Below are 17,303 nucleotides of genomic sequence, written 5' to 3'. Positions count from 1 at the left end.
ATAGTGCTGAACTGCAGCCAGCCTGACGGAATATGGGTGCTTCATTTTAACCTCCGGATTCTGGATTGTTTGTCCAGGATCCGGGGTTCAGTGCAGCCAGGCGTCCTCTGCTCGGTCGCCGCACGAAGGTGCTGCAACTGCCTCAGCACGAGGCGAACGAAAGTCGCTCTGCGCTTAACTGAGCGGCATTACGCCATTTATGGCGACCGATTTATTACACATACCCCATCATCCGCAGCATCGACTGCGCCTGATTCATCGCTTCCGCGCGGTGCGTCACGCCCAGTTTTTGGTACAGATTGCGAATATGCGTTTTGATGGTGGTGGCAGCAACATCCAATTCGCCGGCGATCTGATCGTTGCTGTATCCCGAATAGATCAGCCCCAAAACCTGCCATTCGCGTTGGGTCAGCGGGCTGGTGCGGATCAGCTCCGGCACATCGGGATGATTAATCAGGCGGCTAACAAAACCTTCGTCAAAATGGGCAAACTTATGGCGATGATATTTATTTATCTCACTGAGAATGCGTCTGGCGCGATGGTTATCAAGCTCATCCAGCGTATTGAGCTGAATCAGCTGACGCAGCTGCTGCGCCATCGCTTCACCTTCAATCACAAAATGGCTGACGAAACCGGTGCTGCGCGCCAGTTTCAGCGCTTCGGTCAGCGCCTGCTGCGCTTCCGCTTTGCGCTGGGTTTGCCAGTAAATCTGATTTAACAGCAGCAGATTACGGTTCATGTCGCTCATCAGGTTGAGCGCGCGGGCGTTATCATTCAACTCGTCCAGCACCACTTCGGCCTGACTCATATTTCCCAGCAAAATCTGCGCGCGCGCCACGTTGCGCCACTGACCTTGCAGGAAGTGATTATTGGCGAACTCCGGTTTCGCCGTCTGGCGCATCCAGCTGCTGGCGCTTTGACTGTCGCCGGTCATCTGCCAGAAAATCACCCGCACTTTATCGGCATTGGCGATCCAGTCGCTGTGCAGCGATCCGTTGTTGAGTAGATTCTCAAGCCGACTAAGGTGGCTGCGGGCGTTATCAAGATTGCCGCGCGCCAGCGAACACTGCACCAGCAAACCGAGGCACTGAATCTGCTGCTGCGGCTGATAACCTTTCAGCACTTTGATGCCTTCACGCGCCGCCTGTTCCGCTTCGTCGAGTCGGCCCCACGCCCATAACAGTTGCGCGCGAATACGTAGCAGGAATTCATGCATCGGGAACTGCGTCAGATGCTGCTCTTTGACCAATACAAACGCCCGATCCTGCATCTCATAAGCGGATTGTAAAAATCCCTGCGCGAACAGAATCTCACTCTGCTGGATTAGGCTCCACAGCGCGTAATTCCACGCTTCTTCGCGACGCGCCATCTGCTCGGTCTGACGCATCAGCTTCAGCGAACTGGTTAGCTCGCCCTTGCAATGCATCACTTCGCCCAATACCGAAGTGGCCACAATGCAGCTGTATTGGCGGCTTTCCGGTAGCGCGTCGAGTGCCAGCATCGCCAGCCGCTCGGCTTCCTCAGCGTTACCGTCGTTGATGGAAACCTGCGCCAGCAGCGCGTTGAATTCGCCGCGCAGCACATCATCAATCTCTTCGCTGCAGGAGTGCTCAAAGCGCGTCAGCAAACTGCTCACCTCGGAAAAACGGTGCTGGCTTTGCATCAACCACGCCTGCAACAGCAGCAGTTTTGGATTTTCCAGCAGAATCTCCCATGGCAGCGCCTTGAGTGAATTTTCCAGCAGCGTGAGCTCACTCTGATTAAACAGCGTCCAGGCATATTGCAGCAGCACGTCGCGCAGCATTAGCGCATCACCGGCGGCCAGCGCATGATGGATCGCCTCGCCAGGAAAACCGAGGCGCATCCAGCTTTCAGCGGCCGCACGATGCAGCGCAGGCAGTTCCGCCGCCAGTTCCCACTGACAGCGCTGACGCAAGAAACTGCCAAACAGCGGATGATAGCTAAACCACTCGCCCGAGTTATCCATGCGCTGCAAGAACAAGCCCTGACGCTCAATCTCTTCCAGCCGCATCTGCCCTTGCTCTTCACCGGTTACGCAGGCGATCAGCGTGTCATTCATCGATCGCAGCAGCGCGCTTTTCAGCAAGAACTGTCGCGTGGCGCTATCGACGTTATTCAGCACTTCCTCAACCAGATAATCCGCCAGATGGCTGGCGTTAATGCCGGAAAGGCGGCGCGCGGAATCCTGCGCAGAGCTGGCGCCTTGACGCGTCGAGAGTGCGATCAGCTGCAACGCCGTCGCCCAGCCCGCCACGTCATCACACAAACGCCCGCTCTCTTCCGATTCCAGCGGCGTCGTCAGGCGGCAATCAAAAAACTGTTTGGCTTCATGATGAGTAAACGCCAGCTGCTGGCTGCCCAATTCAATCAGCTGTTCACGCACGCGCAGGTTGGCAATACCAAGCTGCGGCAAATTACGTGACAGCAAAATCAGCGTCACATTTTCCGGCTGGTTGCGTAAGAAGAAGCGCATCGCGTCATGAATGGCGGGGTTGGTGATGTGATGGTAGTCATCAATGATCAGCCAAATCGGCTGCTGCCATGCCGCCAACTCACTGAACAACTGGGCGAACAGCGCATTCAAGTTGATGTACTGCCGTTTCTGCGCCAGCGCTTCGCTGGATGCGCAGCAGCCCTGCGTTGCCTGCTGCAGAGCCGCAATTAAGTAATCAACAAAGCGTTCAGGTTGATTGTCGCCCTCATCCAGTGAATACCAGCCCAGATTGGCTTTCCCCGCCGCCCATTGTGAAATCAGCGTGGTTTTGCCATATCCCGCCGGACTGGTCACCAACACCAAACGGTAATTGCCCGCCGCACCCAATTTTTGCATCAGGCGCTCGCGTGCAACGGTGTTCTCAAGGCGGACGGGTCGGCTAAGTTTGGAGGGTATTAACATCGGTGAACGCTTCTCCCTAAACGTGGCGCATCATTATTTTACGCTTCGTAATTAATAGTCACATACGTTCAGACATTCATTTACCTATTGCAAGCGAACCCATTAAGCAGTCTTAACAAAAGCGACGGTTATCACATTCCTGTCACACTTTAAGATTTCCCTCAGCCCCTCCTCCCCGCTCATCCTCCCCGCTGAATTTGGTGCAGGAGGAGGAGCGCGTAATGGCTGACGCGCAGAATGAAGCACATTCACCTCCGCCCTTACAGGACTGATTATGAAATTTGATCGCACCCGTTTTAAACACGCGCTAACCCGCCAATGGCAACGTTTTGGTCTGCACGATGCGCAAGAGATGACGCCTAATCAATGGTGGCAGGCGCTGAGTGGCGCGCTGGCTGATATGCTGGCGGAGATGCCTGCGCCGCCATCCGCCACGCCGCAGCGCCACGTTAACTACATCTCAATGGAGTTTTTGATTGGCCGACTGACCGGTAACAATCTGCTCAACCTCGGCTGGTATGACGAGGTCAACGCGGCGCTGGCCGAGTGGAATATTACGCTGAGCGACGTGGAGGAGTGTGAAACCGATCCGGCGCTGGGCAACGGCGGTTTGGGCCGGCTCGCCGCCTGTTTTCTCGATTCGATGGCGACGGTTGGACAACCCGCCACCGGCTACGGACTCAATTATCAGTACGGCCTGTTCCGCCAGCACTTCGTTGATGGCGCACAGCAGGAGATGCCGGATAACTGGCAGCGCGATAGCTATCCGTGGTTTAACCACAACGCAGCATTAACCGTGCCGGTGCATCTCGGCGGCAAAGTCATCACGCAAAATGGCGTTGTGCGCTGGGAGCCTGCGTTGCAAATTCTTGGCGAAGCCTGGGATCTGCCGGTGGTGGGTTATCAGAATGGCGTCACCCAGCCGCTGCGTCTGTGGCAGGCGAAACATGCGCAGCCGTTTAATCTGCAGCGCTTCAATAACGGGGATTTCCTGCGCGCCGAGCAGCCGGGTATTGAGGCCGAAAAACTCACTAAAGTGCTCTATCCCAACGACCATCACGACAACGGCCAAAAGCTGCGCCTGATGCAGCAATATTTCCAGTGCGCCTGTTCGCTGGCGGACATTCTGCGCCGTCACCAACGCGCCGGACGCAGCATTGCCAGCTTGCCGGATTATGAGGTGATTCAGCTCAACGATACCCATCCGACGCTGGCGATCCCCGAGTTGATGCGTCTGCTGCTGGATGAACACGCGCTGAGCTGGGACGAGGCGTGGCACATCACCCAGCGCACCTTTGCCTATACCAATCATACTTTGATGCCTGAAGCGCTGGAGTGCTGGGATGTGCGCATGGTGCGCACCCTGCTGCCGCGTCATATGCTGATCGTTAACCAACTCAATGCTCAGCTGAAGAAGAAGGTTGAGGCGCACTGGCCGGGCGACGAAGCGACCTGGGCGAAACTGGCGCTGGTACACAACAATCAGCTGCGCATGGCCAATCTCTGCGTCACCAGCGGCTTTGCGGTGAACGGCGTGGCGGCGCTGCACTCGCAGCTGGTGGTGAAAGACCTGTTCCCGGAATATCATGCGCTGTGGCCGGAGAAATTCCATAACGTCACCAACGGCATCACGCCGCGCCGCTGGATTAATCAGTGCAATCCGGCATTGGCGGCGTTGATCACTAAAACTCTTGATCAGCCGTGGCTCACCGATCTCGATCAGCTGAAAGCGTTAGAAACTTACGCCGATCACGCCGCATTCCAGGCGCAGTATCGCGCCATCAAACAGCACAACAAGGTGGCTCTGACCCAATGGATCGCAGAACGCACCGGCATCAAGGTGAATCCTGAGGCGATGTTTGATGTGCAGATTAAGCGTCTGCACGAGTATAAGCGTCAGCATCTGGCGCTGCTGCACATTATCGCGCTGTGGCAAACGCTGGTGAGCGATCCGCAGGCTAACCTGACGCCGCGCGTGGTGCTGTTTGGCGCCAAGGCCGCGCCGGGATATGTGCTGGCCAAGAACATCATCTACGCGATCAATAAAGTGGCGGCCACCATCAACAACGATCCGCGCATTGGCGACCGCCTTAAAGTGGTGTTTGTGCCTGATTACAACGTTTCGGTTGCCGAGCGGCTGATCCCGGCAGCGGATCTCTCCGAGCAGATTTCTACCGCCGGCAAAGAGGCATCCGGCACCGGCAACATGAAGCTGGCGCTGAACGGTGCCTTGACCATCGGCACGCTGGATGGCGCTAATGTAGAGATCGCCGAGCAGGTTGGGGCCGATAATATCTTTATCTTTGGTCATACCGTCGATCAGGTCAGCGCGTTGAAAGCGGAAGGCTATTCGCCTGACGCCTGGCGCAAAAAAGATGCGCAGTTGGATCGGGTATTGAAAGCGTTAGAAGACGGCACCTTCAGCGATGGCGACGTCACCGCGTTCGAGCCGCTGCTGCACAGCCTGAGCGCCAAAGGCGGCGATCCTTATCTGGTGCTGGCCGATTTTCGCCATTACCTCAACGCGCAGGCGCAGGCTGAAACCTTGTGGGCCGATCAGCACGGCTGGACGCGCGCCGCCATTCTCAATACCGCGCGCTGCGGCATGTTCAGCGCCGACCGCGCGATCCGTGACTATCAGCAACGCATCTGGCAGGCCGCGCGATGAACAGCACTGTCACGCCAACCGCTGAAATCGCCAGTGAATACATCGACGCGCACGGCCAGCTGCAATCGGTCTCTGCCGTTACCCGCCAGCGTTTGCTTGCGGCGATGCATCCCGCGAAACCGCACGCTTCGCCGCTGCCGCCGCTGCTAATCGTGCAAGGAGAACACGTGGAGATTGTTCTGCCTGCGCCCGGCATGGCAGGCGAGTGGCAGCTGATCGCGGAACAGGGCGAAAGCTGGCACGGGCGCGGTATCGCCAACCATCCGATCGCTTTGCCTGCGCTGCCTTTGGGTTATCACCAGCTCAGCTACACCGCAAATCAGCAAGTATTTCACTGCCGGATTATTATCGCGCCGGTTCGCTGTTACGAGCCGCCAGCCATCCAGCAAGGGCAATCGCTGTGGGGCGCCTGCATTCAGCTTTATACGCTGCGATCGGCATCCAACTGGGGAATCGGCGACTTCAGCGATTTAAAGCAGATGCTGGTCGAGGTCGCGCAGCGTGGCGGTGCCTGCATTGGGCTGAACCCGCTGCATGCGCTGTTCCCGGCAATGCCGGAAAGCGCCAGTCCGTACAGCCCGTCGTCGCGGCGCTGGCTCAATATGCTGTATATCGACGTCGCCGCCGTTGAGGATTTTACGCTGAGTGAAGAAGCGCAACGCTGGTGGCAGGCGGCTAGCACGCAGCAGGCGTTACAAGCGGCGCGGGATGCTGAGTGGGTCGATTATTCAGCGGTAACTGCGCTCAAACTGCAGGCGCTGCGCCTCGCCTGGCAGCAGTTCAGGAAGCGCGGCGCGGACGATGATCTGGTTATCGCCTTTGAACATTTCATGCAGCAAGGCGGCGAAAGTTTGCTGCATCAGGGTGTTTTCGATGCGCTGCACGCCGCGCAAATCGCCGAGGATCCTCAGCGCTACGACTGGACAACCTGGCCTGCGGCGTTGCAGTCGCCCGACAGCGCAGCGGTACGGGCATTCCGCATCGAGCACACCTATGAAGTGCGCTTTTACCTGTGGCTACAATGGCTGGCCGCGCGCCAGTTCGCTGACTGCTGGGCGGTGTGCCAGCAGCAGGCAATGCCAATTGGCTTATACCGCGATCTGGCGGTGGGCGTGGCACAGGGCGGCGCAGAAACCTGGAGCGACCGCGAGCTTTACTGCTTGCAGGCCAGCGTCGGCGCGCCGCCCGATATTCTCGGCCCGCTGGGCCAGAACTGGGGATTGCCGCCGATGGATCCACAGATTATGCAGGCGCGCGCCTTCGAGCCGTGGATCGCGCTGCTGCGCGCCAACATGCACGACTGCGGCGCATTGCGCATCGATCACGTGATGGCGCTGCTGCGGTTGTGGTGGATCCCGCAGGGCGAAAGCGCGGCGGAAGGTGCCTATGTCCATTATCCCATCGACGATCTGCTGGCGATTCTGGCGCTGGAGAGTCAGCGTCATCACTGCATGGTGATTGGTGAGGATTTGGGGACGGTGCCGGAGAAGATTATCGGCAAGCTGCAGCAGGCGGGCGTCTACTCCTACAAAGTGCTCTATTTTGAGCAGACATCCAAAGTGGCCTTTCGCGCCCCTGCCCGCTGGCCACGTCAGGCGATGGCTGTCGCCACCACCCACGATATGCCAACCCTGCGCGGCTGGTGGCAAAGCGATGATTTACGGCTGGGCAGCGAGTTGGGGCTTTATCCCGATAAGCAGATTCTTGCCGGGCTAAACAAGTCGCGCTTGGCCGCACGACGCGCGCTGTTTAAGAGCCTGCAACGCAGCAATTGCTTGCCCGAGCAGCCCGAACCGCAGGTGATGGATCGCGCGTTAAGTGCGGCGATGCAGCGTTATTTGGCGGAGAGCAACAGCGCGCTGCTAGGCCTGCAACCTGAAGAGTGGCTGGATATGGCTTCTCCGGTGAATATTCCTGGCACCACCAGTCAATATCCCAACTGGCGGCGCAAACTCAGCGCCTCGCTGGAGGAGATGTTTGCTGACGCGGAGATAAATGCATTGCTGGAGGATATTGATCAACGGCGGAAGCGGGTTTGATTGGGCATTTATATGTAGCTGGTCGCCATAAATGGCGACCCTACAGGATCGTAGGGTGCGCATTTATGCGCACCTGGCAAAAAAAGGTGCGCCGAAGCGCACCAGATGGGACAAATCAGCACTGCCGGGGCGGATTACCCCTTGCCTTTAACACTGCTGATAAACACTTGTCTGGCGGAGGTGGAACCTAAACGCTCGGCCTCATCCAGCAGCTTCAACGCCTTATCGATATTGCCCTTCTCAACCGCTTCGCGGATGTTCTGATTAAAGTAACCTTCGGTATCCGTCATGATCGGTTTAGGTTTTGCATCCGAAACCGGGGCAGCACGATAAGTCGCAGGCGCAACCGGCTGCGTATTACCGACGGTTACCGGCGCCGGGCCCGATGATCCAAACAGCGGCCCAACCAGAATTGATGAACCTGAACTGGTTTTCACTTTGAGTTTCAGCGTGCCATCGCGGCTGTGCTGGGCAATCGGATCGGGGATATCCGGCACAGCATTACCGGTGCCGCGAGCGTAGGCTTTCGCCGGATCCAGTAAGGTGGTGGTTTCGGTCAAATCCTTCTCGGTGGTAAACACCAGCAGATAGATCTTTTGCTGACCCAGCGCCGGCGTCAGTTTCATCACGCCTTCCAGCCGATCCGCTGCCATCACGCCCGGCTGCTGATAGGTGAAAAAGCGCGCCGGGAACCAGGCTGCTGGACGCATATTCTCATCCAGCACCAGCACATTCGGCGCAAATACCTGATTTTGTTTTACTTCACTGCTGAGCGTAATGGTGAGTTCACCGATATTCGCTGGCAGGCTATAAGCGGCAACCGAACCCGTCACGCCCGCAGCGTTAAGATTGGCGTGGTTTTCACTCAGCGTGGTGACCTGCGTGCGGGAGGTATCTACCGGCAGCCAGCTCAGCGTTTGCAGGCTGGCGGTGGGGAATGTCGGTGCGGCAGAGAGATCCTGTGGCACCAGATTGACATCAGCCAGCGCCGGTAAACTTTGACCGGCCAGCAACGCGGCGCTCAGGCAGAGCGCAAAAACCGTTTTTTTCATTCTCATTGTATAACCTCAAAAAACTGTCAGGCGGCGGCGCGAACCAGGCAATGGCGCGCCGCGCCGAAAAGAGATGGTCTCAGTTAAGCCACAAGCGGGAGCATTACCACCAAATCTCCATCTGCGCCCCGAATGTCACTTCATCGTTGTTGCCACGGCTGTTGGTCAGAATGCCGTTGCCGCTGCTGTCGTTAGAGGCAAAGGAGGTCAAATCACCTGAGCTGTCTTTGCTGTAGCCCCACTTCTCATCCCACTTGGCGTAGGTGGCGAACAGACGCAGCGCCGGACGCGACCAGATGCTGTCACCCGCTTGCCACTGTTGTGCCAGCGTCACTTTGTACTGGCCATTGCGCTCGTTTACCTGCTGCGATTTCACGTTGTCGTAGCCCACTTCAAGCAGCGTGCTCATGATCGGCGTCCATTTGTACATCGGGCGCACGCCCACGGTGTACCACTCGGTTCCTCGGTTGTTGTCGAGGTCGGTGTTCTGGTACATGGCGACGTACATCAGATCCCAGCGTTCGGCGAGGTTAATTGCACCGTGATCGAGAACGCGATACATGCTGCCGCTGTTGTTGATGTTGGTGCCCTGCGGCAAGCCTTTGCCTTGTGAGGTCAACGCATCGGTGGCGTACTGCAGCACGAATTTGTTGTAGCCCTTCATCATGCTCTGCGTATGTTCGGCGGTGAACATCCAGCCATCTTTGGAGGCGTTATCTTCGAGGCGATAACCGTCACGCGCGTTGGCGCGGCCATAATCGACGCCCAGTTCCAGCACGCCGTTCGGGTTGGTTTCGAGGCCCGCTAAACGCACATCAAACACGTCGTTGGCGGTGCTGGTGGCGTAATCGCGAATCCGATCGCTGGAGAAGGTGTAAGAACCGCCCGCTTCCGAGGAGCGCGTGGCGGCAAAAGAGAGTTTGCCGAAGCCGAGATCCACATCTTCCAGACCGGCACCGGGACCAGAAATATCCCAGTAGTAGAAGTCGATCATATGTACGTCATGACGCTGGTAGAAACGCTTACCGGCCCAGATGGTGGAACCCGGCAGCGCGTCAATCAGGTTTTTGCCCTTCACGTTGGCTTCGCGGAACGCCGGGGAAGTCGCTTCCCAGTCATTCTGCTGAGAAACCGAATAGGCGACGTTGGTATCGAAATAGAAGCTCTTATCGCCCTCTTTCCACACTTCCTGGCCCAGCTTCAGCTCAGCGTAGGTTTCACATTCGTTGCCCAGACGGTATTTACTTTGTGCGCCGGTGGCCTGAAAACATTGCTGTTCCCCGCCGCTGCCGGTCCAGCCGATGCCGGAACGGGCATAGCCGGTAAAATCGACTGCCATCGACGGGGCAGCGAGCGTACCTGCCGCGATAGCAACCGCGATAGGGAGTTTGCGCAGAGTTAACATTTTCTATCTCCTGAGGTCATTGCTTTTATTGTTTTGCAGGGCTAAATACCGGGTTCCTGATGCAACCTGCGACAGGCGCTGCCATCTTCACGGAAAAGATGGCAACGCTCTGGCGGCAGGCCGATGCCCATCAGGGCGCCCTCTTCTACCAGCACGACGTCCTCCTGGCGATAAACCAGGCTTTGACGAATGGCGGGAATCTGGATATGAATTTGCGTTTCGTGTCCCAGCTGCTCGACCACCGTCACCTCGCCTTCGAGGGTGACGTCAGCGATATCGCTGGAGAGCAGATGTTCAGGACGAATGCCTAACGACATGTTGCTGCCCACCTGCACACCCGCGCTGTCGACCGGCAGCCACACCAGTTGGGTGTTAGGTAAACGCACCTGCACCTGATCGATGGCGGTGGCGGTAACTTTTACCGGTAAGAAATTCATGCGCGGTGAGCCGATAAAACCGGCGACGAAACGATTGGCGGGATAGTGATAAAGCTCGAGCGGCTTGCCGACCTGGGCAACGTGGCCGCCATCCAGCACCACGATCTTGTCCGCCAGCGTCATCGCTTCGGTCTGATCGTGGGTGACGTAAATCATGGTGCGCTTCAAGCGCTTATGCAGGCGTGAGATCTCAATGCGCATCTGCACGCGCAACGCGGCATCAAGGTTGGAGAGCGGCTCATCAAGTAAAAACACGCGCGGTTCCGCCACCAGCGTACGGCCAATCGCCACGCGCTGACGCTGCCCGCCCGACAGCGCTTTCGGACGGCGCTCCAGCAGATGCGCCAGCTGTAGCACTTCCGCTACCTGATTGACGCGCTGCTGGATCTCCGCTTTGCGCGTGCCCACCAGCTTCAGACCGAACGACATGTTCTCGGCCACCGAAAGATGGGGATACAGCGCGTAGGACTGAAACACCATGCCGATGCCGCGCTCGGCGGGCGGCACCTCATTCATGCGTTTGTCGCCAATAAACAGATCGCCGCTGGTGATGGTTTCCAGTCCGGCAATCATGCGCAGCAGCGTCGATTTGCCGCAGCCTGAAGGTCCGACAAAAACCACGAACTCTCCTTCAGCGATCTCAAGGCTGATGTTTTTCGACACCTCGGTTTCGCCCCACACCTTGGAGACACTGCGCAACGTAACGCTCGACATGATGCTTTCCTCTCAGCTTGCTATTCCTTGTCCGCAAATCGGCGAACAGACCCCGGCGACCACTATGGGCAAGGACATCAAGGCCGACATCCTCCACCGCAGCGCGTCGGCGTGGGGGAGGAGACGGGAGGAGGAGATCGTGCAGACGGGTCTGATAAAACGCAGCAGGCAACCATTTTTGTGAGCTATGACGCAGAGCAGAGCGACGATTGTGTGCGCCAGTCCGTGATAATCAGGTGTTTTTGCAACACAGATCACATCAGATACCAGGCAGGCGTAGAGGCAGGGAGGATGAGAAGCGGCGGCAGATACTCACAATGTGGCAGGTAAAACGATTTCCGTTTCCGCTAACAGGATGGAGTTATGACAATGAAAACCGGTGCACGCATTCTTGCCCTTTCCGCCCTGACGGCCGTGCTGTTTTCAGCTTCTGCCGTTGCAAAGATTGAAGAGGGAAAGCTGGTCATCTGGATCAACGGCGACAAGGGCTACAACGGCCTGGCTGAGGTGGGTAAAAAGTTTGAGCAGGAGACCGGCATCAAAGTGACGGTTGAGCATCCGGACAAAATGGAAGAGAAGTATCCGCAGGTTGCCGCCACCGGCGACGGCCCGGACATCATCTTCTGGGCACACGATCGCTTCGGCGGTTATGCGCAGTCAGGCTTGTTAGCGGAGATCTCGCCGGACGCGCGCTTCCAGGAGAAAATCTTCCCGTTCACCTGGGACGCGGTGCGTTTCAACGGCAAGCTGATCGGTTATCCGATTTCGGTGGAATCCTTATCCCTCATCTACAACAAAGATCTGCTGCCTGAGCCGCCAAAAACCTGGGAAGAGATCGCCGCCATTGATAAGAAAATGCGCGCGCAGGGCAAGAGCGCCATGATGTTTAACCTGCAGGAGCCGTATTTCACCTGGCCACTGCTGGCGGCGGGCGGCGCCTATGCCTTTAAGCTCAACGATGGCCGCTACGATGTGAAAGATACCGGCGTGGATAACGCTGGCGCCAAAGCGGGCATGAAGTTCCTCGTCGATCAAGTGAAGGCGAAAACGCTGAATGCCGATACCGATTACTCCATCGCTGAAGCCGCCTTCAACAAGGGGCAAACCGCCATGACCATCAACGGGCCGTGGGCGTGGAGCAACATCGACAAGAGCAAAATCAACTACGGCGTCACGCTGTTGCCAACGCTGAACGGCAAAAATTCCAAAACCTTCGTCGGCGTACTGAGTGCCGGCATCAATGCTGCCAGCCCGAATAAAGAACTGGCCAAAGAGTTCCTGGAAAATTACCTGCTGACCGATTCTGGTCTTGATGCGGTCAACAAAGACAAACCGCTTGGCGCGGTGGCGCTGAAGTCGTTCCAGCAGACGCTGGAGAAGGATGAACGTATCGCCGCCACCATGACCAACGCGCGCAACGGCGACATCATGCCGAACATTCCGCAGATGGCCGCCTTCTGGTACGCGATGCGCACCGCCACGCTGAATGCGCTGAGCGGACGTCAAAGCGTCGATGCGGCGCTGAAAGATGCGCAGGCACGACTCAACAAGTAATCCTCTCTACCAGAGCCGGCGCAATCCGGCTCGTTACTGGCTGTTAAGGAAAACCGCATCATGTCAGGAAAACCGAAAACAGCACGGTTCAGCGCCGTGCTGAAGGCTCTTTTTCTCGGTATCTGCTGTCTGCTGGTCGGCTATCTGCTCGTGCTGATGTATGCAAAAGGTGAATATCTGTTTGCGCTGGTGACGCTGATTATCAGCGCTGTCGGCATCTGGATTTATGCCAATCGTCGCGCTTATGCCTGGCGTTATGTCTATCCCGGCCTCGCGGGGATGGCGCTGTTCGTGCTGTTTCCCCTCGCCTGCACCGTGGCGATTGCCTTTACCAATTACAGCAGCACCAATCAGCTGACGCTGGAACGTGCGCAACAAGTGCTGTTGAGTCGTCAGTATCAGGATGGTTCGGCGCTGAATTTCTCGCTGATCCCGGCGGGCGATCGCTGGCAGCTGGTGCTGACCGAAGCCGCCAACGGGCAAACCTTCGTTTCGCCTGCGTTTGCCTTTGGCGGAGCGCAAAAGCTGAAACTGCTCAGCGCCCCGCCACCGCCGGGCGAACGCGCCACGTTGCGCATCGTTACCACTAATCGTCAGGCGCTGAACCAGATTCAGGCAGAATTGCCGGATGGTCGTCAGGTGGTGATGAGTTCGTTGCGCCAGTTCTCCGGCACGCGCCCGTTGTATGTGCTGCAAGCCAACGGCGATCTGAAAAATCAGCAAAGCGGCGTGCTATATCAGGCCAATCGTGAGAGCGGTTTCTATCAGAACAGCAGCGGCGAAGCGCTGAGCCCGGGCTTCACGGTGAATACCGGCTGGAAGAATTTCATTCGCGTGTTTACCGATGAAGGGATTCAGAAGCCGTTTCTGGCGATCTTTGGCTGGACGCTGCTGTTTTCCTTCGTGACGGTGATTCTCACCGTGGCGGTCGGCATGGTGCTGGCTTGCCTGGTGCAGTGGGAAGCGCTGAAAGGCAAAGCGGTGTATCGCGTGATGCTGATTTTGCCCTATGCCGTGCCCGCGTTTATCTCGATATTGATCTTCAAAGGCTTGTTCAACCAGAGCTTTGGTGAAATCAACGTGATGCTCAAAGCGCTGTTTGGCTTCCAGCCCGCGTGGTTCAGCGATCCGACGCTGGCGCGCACCATGCTGATTATTGTGAATACCTGGCTTGGTTATCCCTACATGATGATTCTCTGCATGGGGCTGCTGAAAGCAATTCCGGACGATCTCTATGAAGCCTCGGCGATGGACGGTGCCGGGCCGCTGCAGAACTTCTTCCTGATTACCCTACCGCTGCTGTTGAAGCCGCTGATGCCGCTGATGATCGCCAGTTTTGCCTTTAACTTTAATAACTTTGTGCTGGTACAGCTGCTGACCAACGGCGGACCGGATCGGATCGGCACCACCACGCCAGCCGGTTACACCGATTTGCTGGTCAATTACACCTGGCGCATTGCGTTTGAAGGTGGCGGCGGACAGGACTTTGGTCTGGCGGCGGCGATTGCCACGCTGATCTTCCTGCTGGTGGGCGCGCTGGCGGTGATCAATCTTAAAGCCGTGCGGATGAAATTCGATTAAGGAGGCGTTATGGCTATGGTACAACCCAAGTCGCAAAAGCTGCGTCTGTTGATGACGCATCTGCTGCTGCTGATGTTTATTGCGGGAATCCTTTTTCCGCTGCTGATGGTCTTCGCCATCTCGCTGCGCGCGGGTAACTTCGCCACCGGCTCGCTGATCCCGGAGCAGATTTCCTGGGAACACTGGCAGCTGGCGTTAGGTTTCAGTGTGGAGCACGCCGATGGCCGCGTGACGCCACCGCCCTTCCCGGTGCTGCTCTGGCTGTGGAACTCGGTGAAAATCGCCGCCATCAGCGCGATTGGCATTGTGGCGCTTTCCACCACCTGCGCGTATGCCTTTGCCCGCATGCGTTTTGCCGGGCGCGCCACGCTGTTAAAAGGCATGCTGATTTTCCAGATGTTCCCGGCCGTGCTGTCGCTGGTGGCGCTGTATGCGCTGTTTGATCGTCTGGGACAATATCTGCCGTTTATCGGCCTGAATACGCATGGCGGCGTGATCTTTGCCTATCTCGGCGGCATTGCCCTGCACGTCTGGACTATTAAAGGCTATTTCGAAACCATCGATGGATCACTGGAAGAAGCCGCTGCGCTGGATGGCGCTACGCCGTGGCAGGCGTTCCGGCTGGTGCTGTTGCCGCTCTCGGTGCCGATTCTGGCGGTGGTGTTTATTCTGGCGTTTATCGCTGCGGTTACTGAAGTGCCGGTCGCGTCGCTGCTGCTGCGCGATGTAAATAGCTACACGCTGGCGGTCGGCATGCAGCAATATTTGAACCCACAAAACTATCTGTGGGGCGACTTTGCGGCGGCGGCGGTGCTCTCCGCAATTCCGATTACGCTGGTATTCCTGCTGGCACAACGCTGGCTGGTCAGCGGCCTGACCGCCGGCGGCGTGAAAGGCTAACCCGTTTATTATCCTCCTTCCTCAATGTTCACTGCAGTTGAGGGTTTTGGCGGCCTTAGGGCCGCTTTTTTTATGGGGTGAGCGTTAATTAGCACGCTGTTCATCCATTATTTTTAAATACAGATCGTAATTTTCCTGATCAAAGCAGACTAAATTGACTTGTTCGATATTGGAGTTCTCACGCAAACACTGATGAATCACGCCCAACGCGATCTCAGCCGCCAGCGCTTTCGGAAATCTGTATATGCCGGTGCTGATATTGGGAAACGAAACAGTTTGAATGCCGTATTCTTCAACCAGTTTAAAACAGCTCAGGTAGGCATTTTTCAATAGCATTTCTTCGTCATGTTGACCGTCATGCCAGTGTGGACCAACAGTATGAATGACATATTTTGCTGGCAAATCTCCCGCAGTGGTGATCACTGCATCTCCAACTTTGCAGCCACCTTGTCGATTCCTGATTTTCTGACACTCAGCCAAAATTGCTGGCCCACCCGCACGATGGATGGCGCCATCAACTCCGCCGCCGCCCAGCAAGGATGTGTTGGCGGCGTTAACAATGGCATCAGCTGGAACTTTGGTTATATCTTCTTTAAGCAAGGCGATTTTGTTCATGTTACTTCTAATCCTCAGCTTCAGCAGTCTTAGCCAGAAGTTAAGCAATCATCCTCTCATTCCATCCATCCTTAAACACAATATTGCCGTCCACGTATTTCCATGTGATCGTTTCATATCGTAGCTCAATATTTTCCAGATGCGTGCTGGTCTGGCCGTTTGGCAGTAAAGCCGGAGAGATGCTGGAGATTTTGACGTTTTCCAAAAGAATATTGAAATACTCAACCTCAATGCCTGCTTCGTTAATTCGGTACATCTTGATGGTCGCTGATTTCAGCGTGCGGGCCTGGCACAATGCACGAAATAGTACCGGTGTTGTTCTATCAAACTCTTTTTGAACGGATATCGGGGCATGAATCCTCGTGGCTGTCAGCCTTCCCGTGTGCTGATCTACCGGGATTGTGATGTTGTGCATCACCGTGTTCAGTTCAATCGAACCGAGTCTGGTCGGCATCATGCACGAACCCACAATCGGCGAACCGCTTTCATCTTCTAACCAGATATGTGCTGGAGTTGTCATATTTAACCCTTTAAATTAACGAAACTTATAAACAAAAAATGTCAGAGCACATAGATAAAATATCCCCACACTCAACATTCCACTATCTGGGCAATAAATTACCTTTAACACTCCAAATATTAAAGTAGTGACAACCGGGCCATAGATACATAGCAAAAACTTTCCTTCAGTTATTAACCAATTTTTTAAAAATCTCTTCATGCTTTCCCCATCAATTTCATTAAAACTTCAGCGATTTCGTAATCTGATAGCCATTCATTTTTGAGACCACCGGCACGCATTAGTGAAGATTCAACAAGGAAATACATCATTTCAAGCTCACGAACATATAATGCGTGATAATAAGGAGGATGCATCAGTTGCAGTCGCTTCGCACTGTCTGCTGCATTCTGGACTACACCATATATTCCCAAGCCTCCAGCCGCAACCCCAACGACTCGTCCAATATTTCTTCCAATAGGTAGTGAAATATTAAGTCCAGCTACAACTGCAAGAGTCGCACCCAGACTAAATGAAGATGAAGTGAGTGTACTTGCAGCGATATGAATGTTCGCTCGCATTAGATGCATCTTAATTACTTCAAGCTGCCGGAAGTTTCTGTTTTGTAATTGATAATCTAAGTATGTTTTTAACAGTGAGAAAATAACATTTCGCTCTTTAACTAGTTGCGCTACTCCCATTAGAAATCGATTATCTTCTAACGCCTGTTTTTTACAGACGTCCATGTATTCGTCGGTGAGGCAAGAGGTGTAATAAGAGAGCCGCGTCGCCCCTTTATTGATCTTACTAACCTGGTCGGAAACTGCCTCAATAACGCCGGAAACGGCGTTATCGAGCTTTTCTGCCAGAATCCTTTGCGCCTGAAGTGCTTTATGATCGCATCACTGTGGTACATATATAT

12 protein-coding genes are annotated in these 17,303 nt (G+C 55.7%); 5 read left to right on the top strand and 7 right to left on the bottom strand.

The features are described 5' to 3' along the window. Positions 1 to 214: 214 nt before the first annotated feature. Positions 215 to 2,917 (bottom strand): HTH-type transcriptional regulator MalT, encoded by a 2,703-nt coding sequence (malT, locus tag BM323_RS21100; RefSeq protein WP_008110674.1) that lies wholly within the window; start codon positions 2,915 to 2,917, stop codon positions 215 to 217. Between the two features lie 274 nt (positions 2,918 to 3,191). On the opposite strand from malT, the gene malP reads away from it, so the two are divergent. Together malP and malQ are read left to right on the top strand one after the other, a co-directional pair. Next, the gene (gene malP, locus BM323_RS21095) at positions 3,192 to 5,585 is read left to right on the top strand and encodes a maltodextrin phosphorylase (RefSeq protein ID WP_008110672.1); all 2,394 of its coding nucleotides are present in this window, start codon (positions 3,192 to 3,194) and stop codon (positions 5,583 to 5,585) included. Then, positions 5,582 to 7,624, top strand: coding sequence for a 4-alpha-glucanotransferase (gene malQ, locus BM323_RS21090; RefSeq protein ID WP_008110671.1), 2,043 nt, complete (start codon positions 5,582 to 5,584; stop codon positions 7,622 to 7,624). The genes malP and malQ overlap by 4 nt, the downstream gene beginning before the upstream one ends. 134 nt (positions 7,625 to 7,758) lie before the next feature. Here malQ and malM read toward each other — a convergent pair whose 3' ends face one another. The 3 genes from malM to malK form a co-directional block, all read right to left on the bottom strand. Continuing rightward, positions 7,759 to 8,682 carry a maltose operon protein MalM gene (gene malM / locus BM323_RS21085; protein ID WP_008110668.1) on the bottom strand — a complete coding sequence of 308 codons (924 nt, stop codon included), beginning with the start codon at positions 8,680 to 8,682 and terminating at the stop codon, positions 7,759 to 7,761. A 97-nt stretch (positions 8,683 to 8,779) separates the two neighbouring features. Beyond that, positions 8,780 to 10,081, bottom strand: coding sequence for a maltoporin (locus tag BM323_RS21080; RefSeq protein ID WP_091004290.1), 1,302 nt, complete (start codon positions 10,079 to 10,081; stop codon positions 8,780 to 8,782). Positions 10,082 to 10,122: 41 nt separating this feature from the next. Next, entirely contained in the window at positions 10,123 to 11,232 is a 1,110-nt protein-coding gene (gene malK / locus BM323_RS21075; protein WP_008110664.1) for a maltose/maltodextrin ABC transporter ATP-binding protein MalK, read from the bottom strand. Positions 11,233 to 11,595: 363 nt separating this feature from the next. On the opposite strand from malK, the gene malE reads away from it, so the two are divergent. Genes malE through malG form a run of 3 tightly spaced genes read left to right on the top strand, consistent with a single transcriptional unit; the run spans position 11,596 to position 15,267 of the window. After that, positions 11,596 to 12,786: a maltose/maltodextrin ABC transporter substrate-binding protein MalE gene (malE, locus tag BM323_RS21065; protein WP_036650252.1), complete on the top strand. Its 1,191-nt coding sequence runs from the start codon at positions 11,596 to 11,598 to the stop codon at positions 12,784 to 12,786. A 60-nt stretch (positions 12,787 to 12,846) separates the two neighbouring features. After that, entirely contained in the window at positions 12,847 to 14,367 is a 1,521-nt protein-coding gene (gene malF / locus BM323_RS21060; protein ID WP_008110661.1) for a maltose ABC transporter permease MalF, read from the top strand. A 9-nt stretch (positions 14,368 to 14,376) separates the two neighbouring features. Beyond that, entirely contained in the window at positions 14,377 to 15,267 is an 891-nt protein-coding gene (gene malG / locus BM323_RS21055) for a maltose ABC transporter permease MalG (RefSeq protein WP_008110659.1), read from the top strand. A gap of 84 nt (positions 15,268 to 15,351) precedes the next feature. On the opposite strand, the gene BM323_RS21050 is transcribed toward malG, so the two are convergent. The 3 genes from BM323_RS21050 to BM323_RS21040 form a co-directional block, all read right to left on the bottom strand. Beyond that, positions 15,352 to 15,882 (bottom strand): O-acetyl-ADP-ribose deacetylase, encoded by a 531-nt coding sequence (locus BM323_RS21050; RefSeq protein WP_008110656.1) that lies wholly within the window; start codon positions 15,880 to 15,882, stop codon positions 15,352 to 15,354. 40 nt (positions 15,883 to 15,922) lie between these two features. Then, positions 15,923 to 16,402: an Hcp family type VI secretion system effector gene (locus BM323_RS21045; protein WP_091004287.1), complete on the bottom strand. Its 480-nt coding sequence runs from the start codon at positions 16,400 to 16,402 to the stop codon at positions 15,923 to 15,925. A 197-nt stretch (positions 16,403 to 16,599) separates the two neighbouring features. Beyond that, positions 16,600 to 17,127, bottom strand: coding sequence for a hypothetical protein (locus BM323_RS21040; RefSeq protein ID WP_008110652.1), 528 nt, complete (start codon positions 17,125 to 17,127; stop codon positions 16,600 to 16,602). Between the last annotated feature and the right edge of the window lie 176 nt (positions 17,128 to 17,303).

Source organism: Pantoea sp. YR525 (genome assembly GCF_900116775.1).
Taxonomy (GTDB): domain Bacteria; phylum Pseudomonadota; class Gammaproteobacteria; order Enterobacterales; family Enterobacteriaceae; genus Pantoea; species Pantoea symbiotica.
The sequence above is the reverse complement of the archived record's forward strand: the minus strand, read 5'-3'. Positions and strand labels throughout refer to the sequence as shown.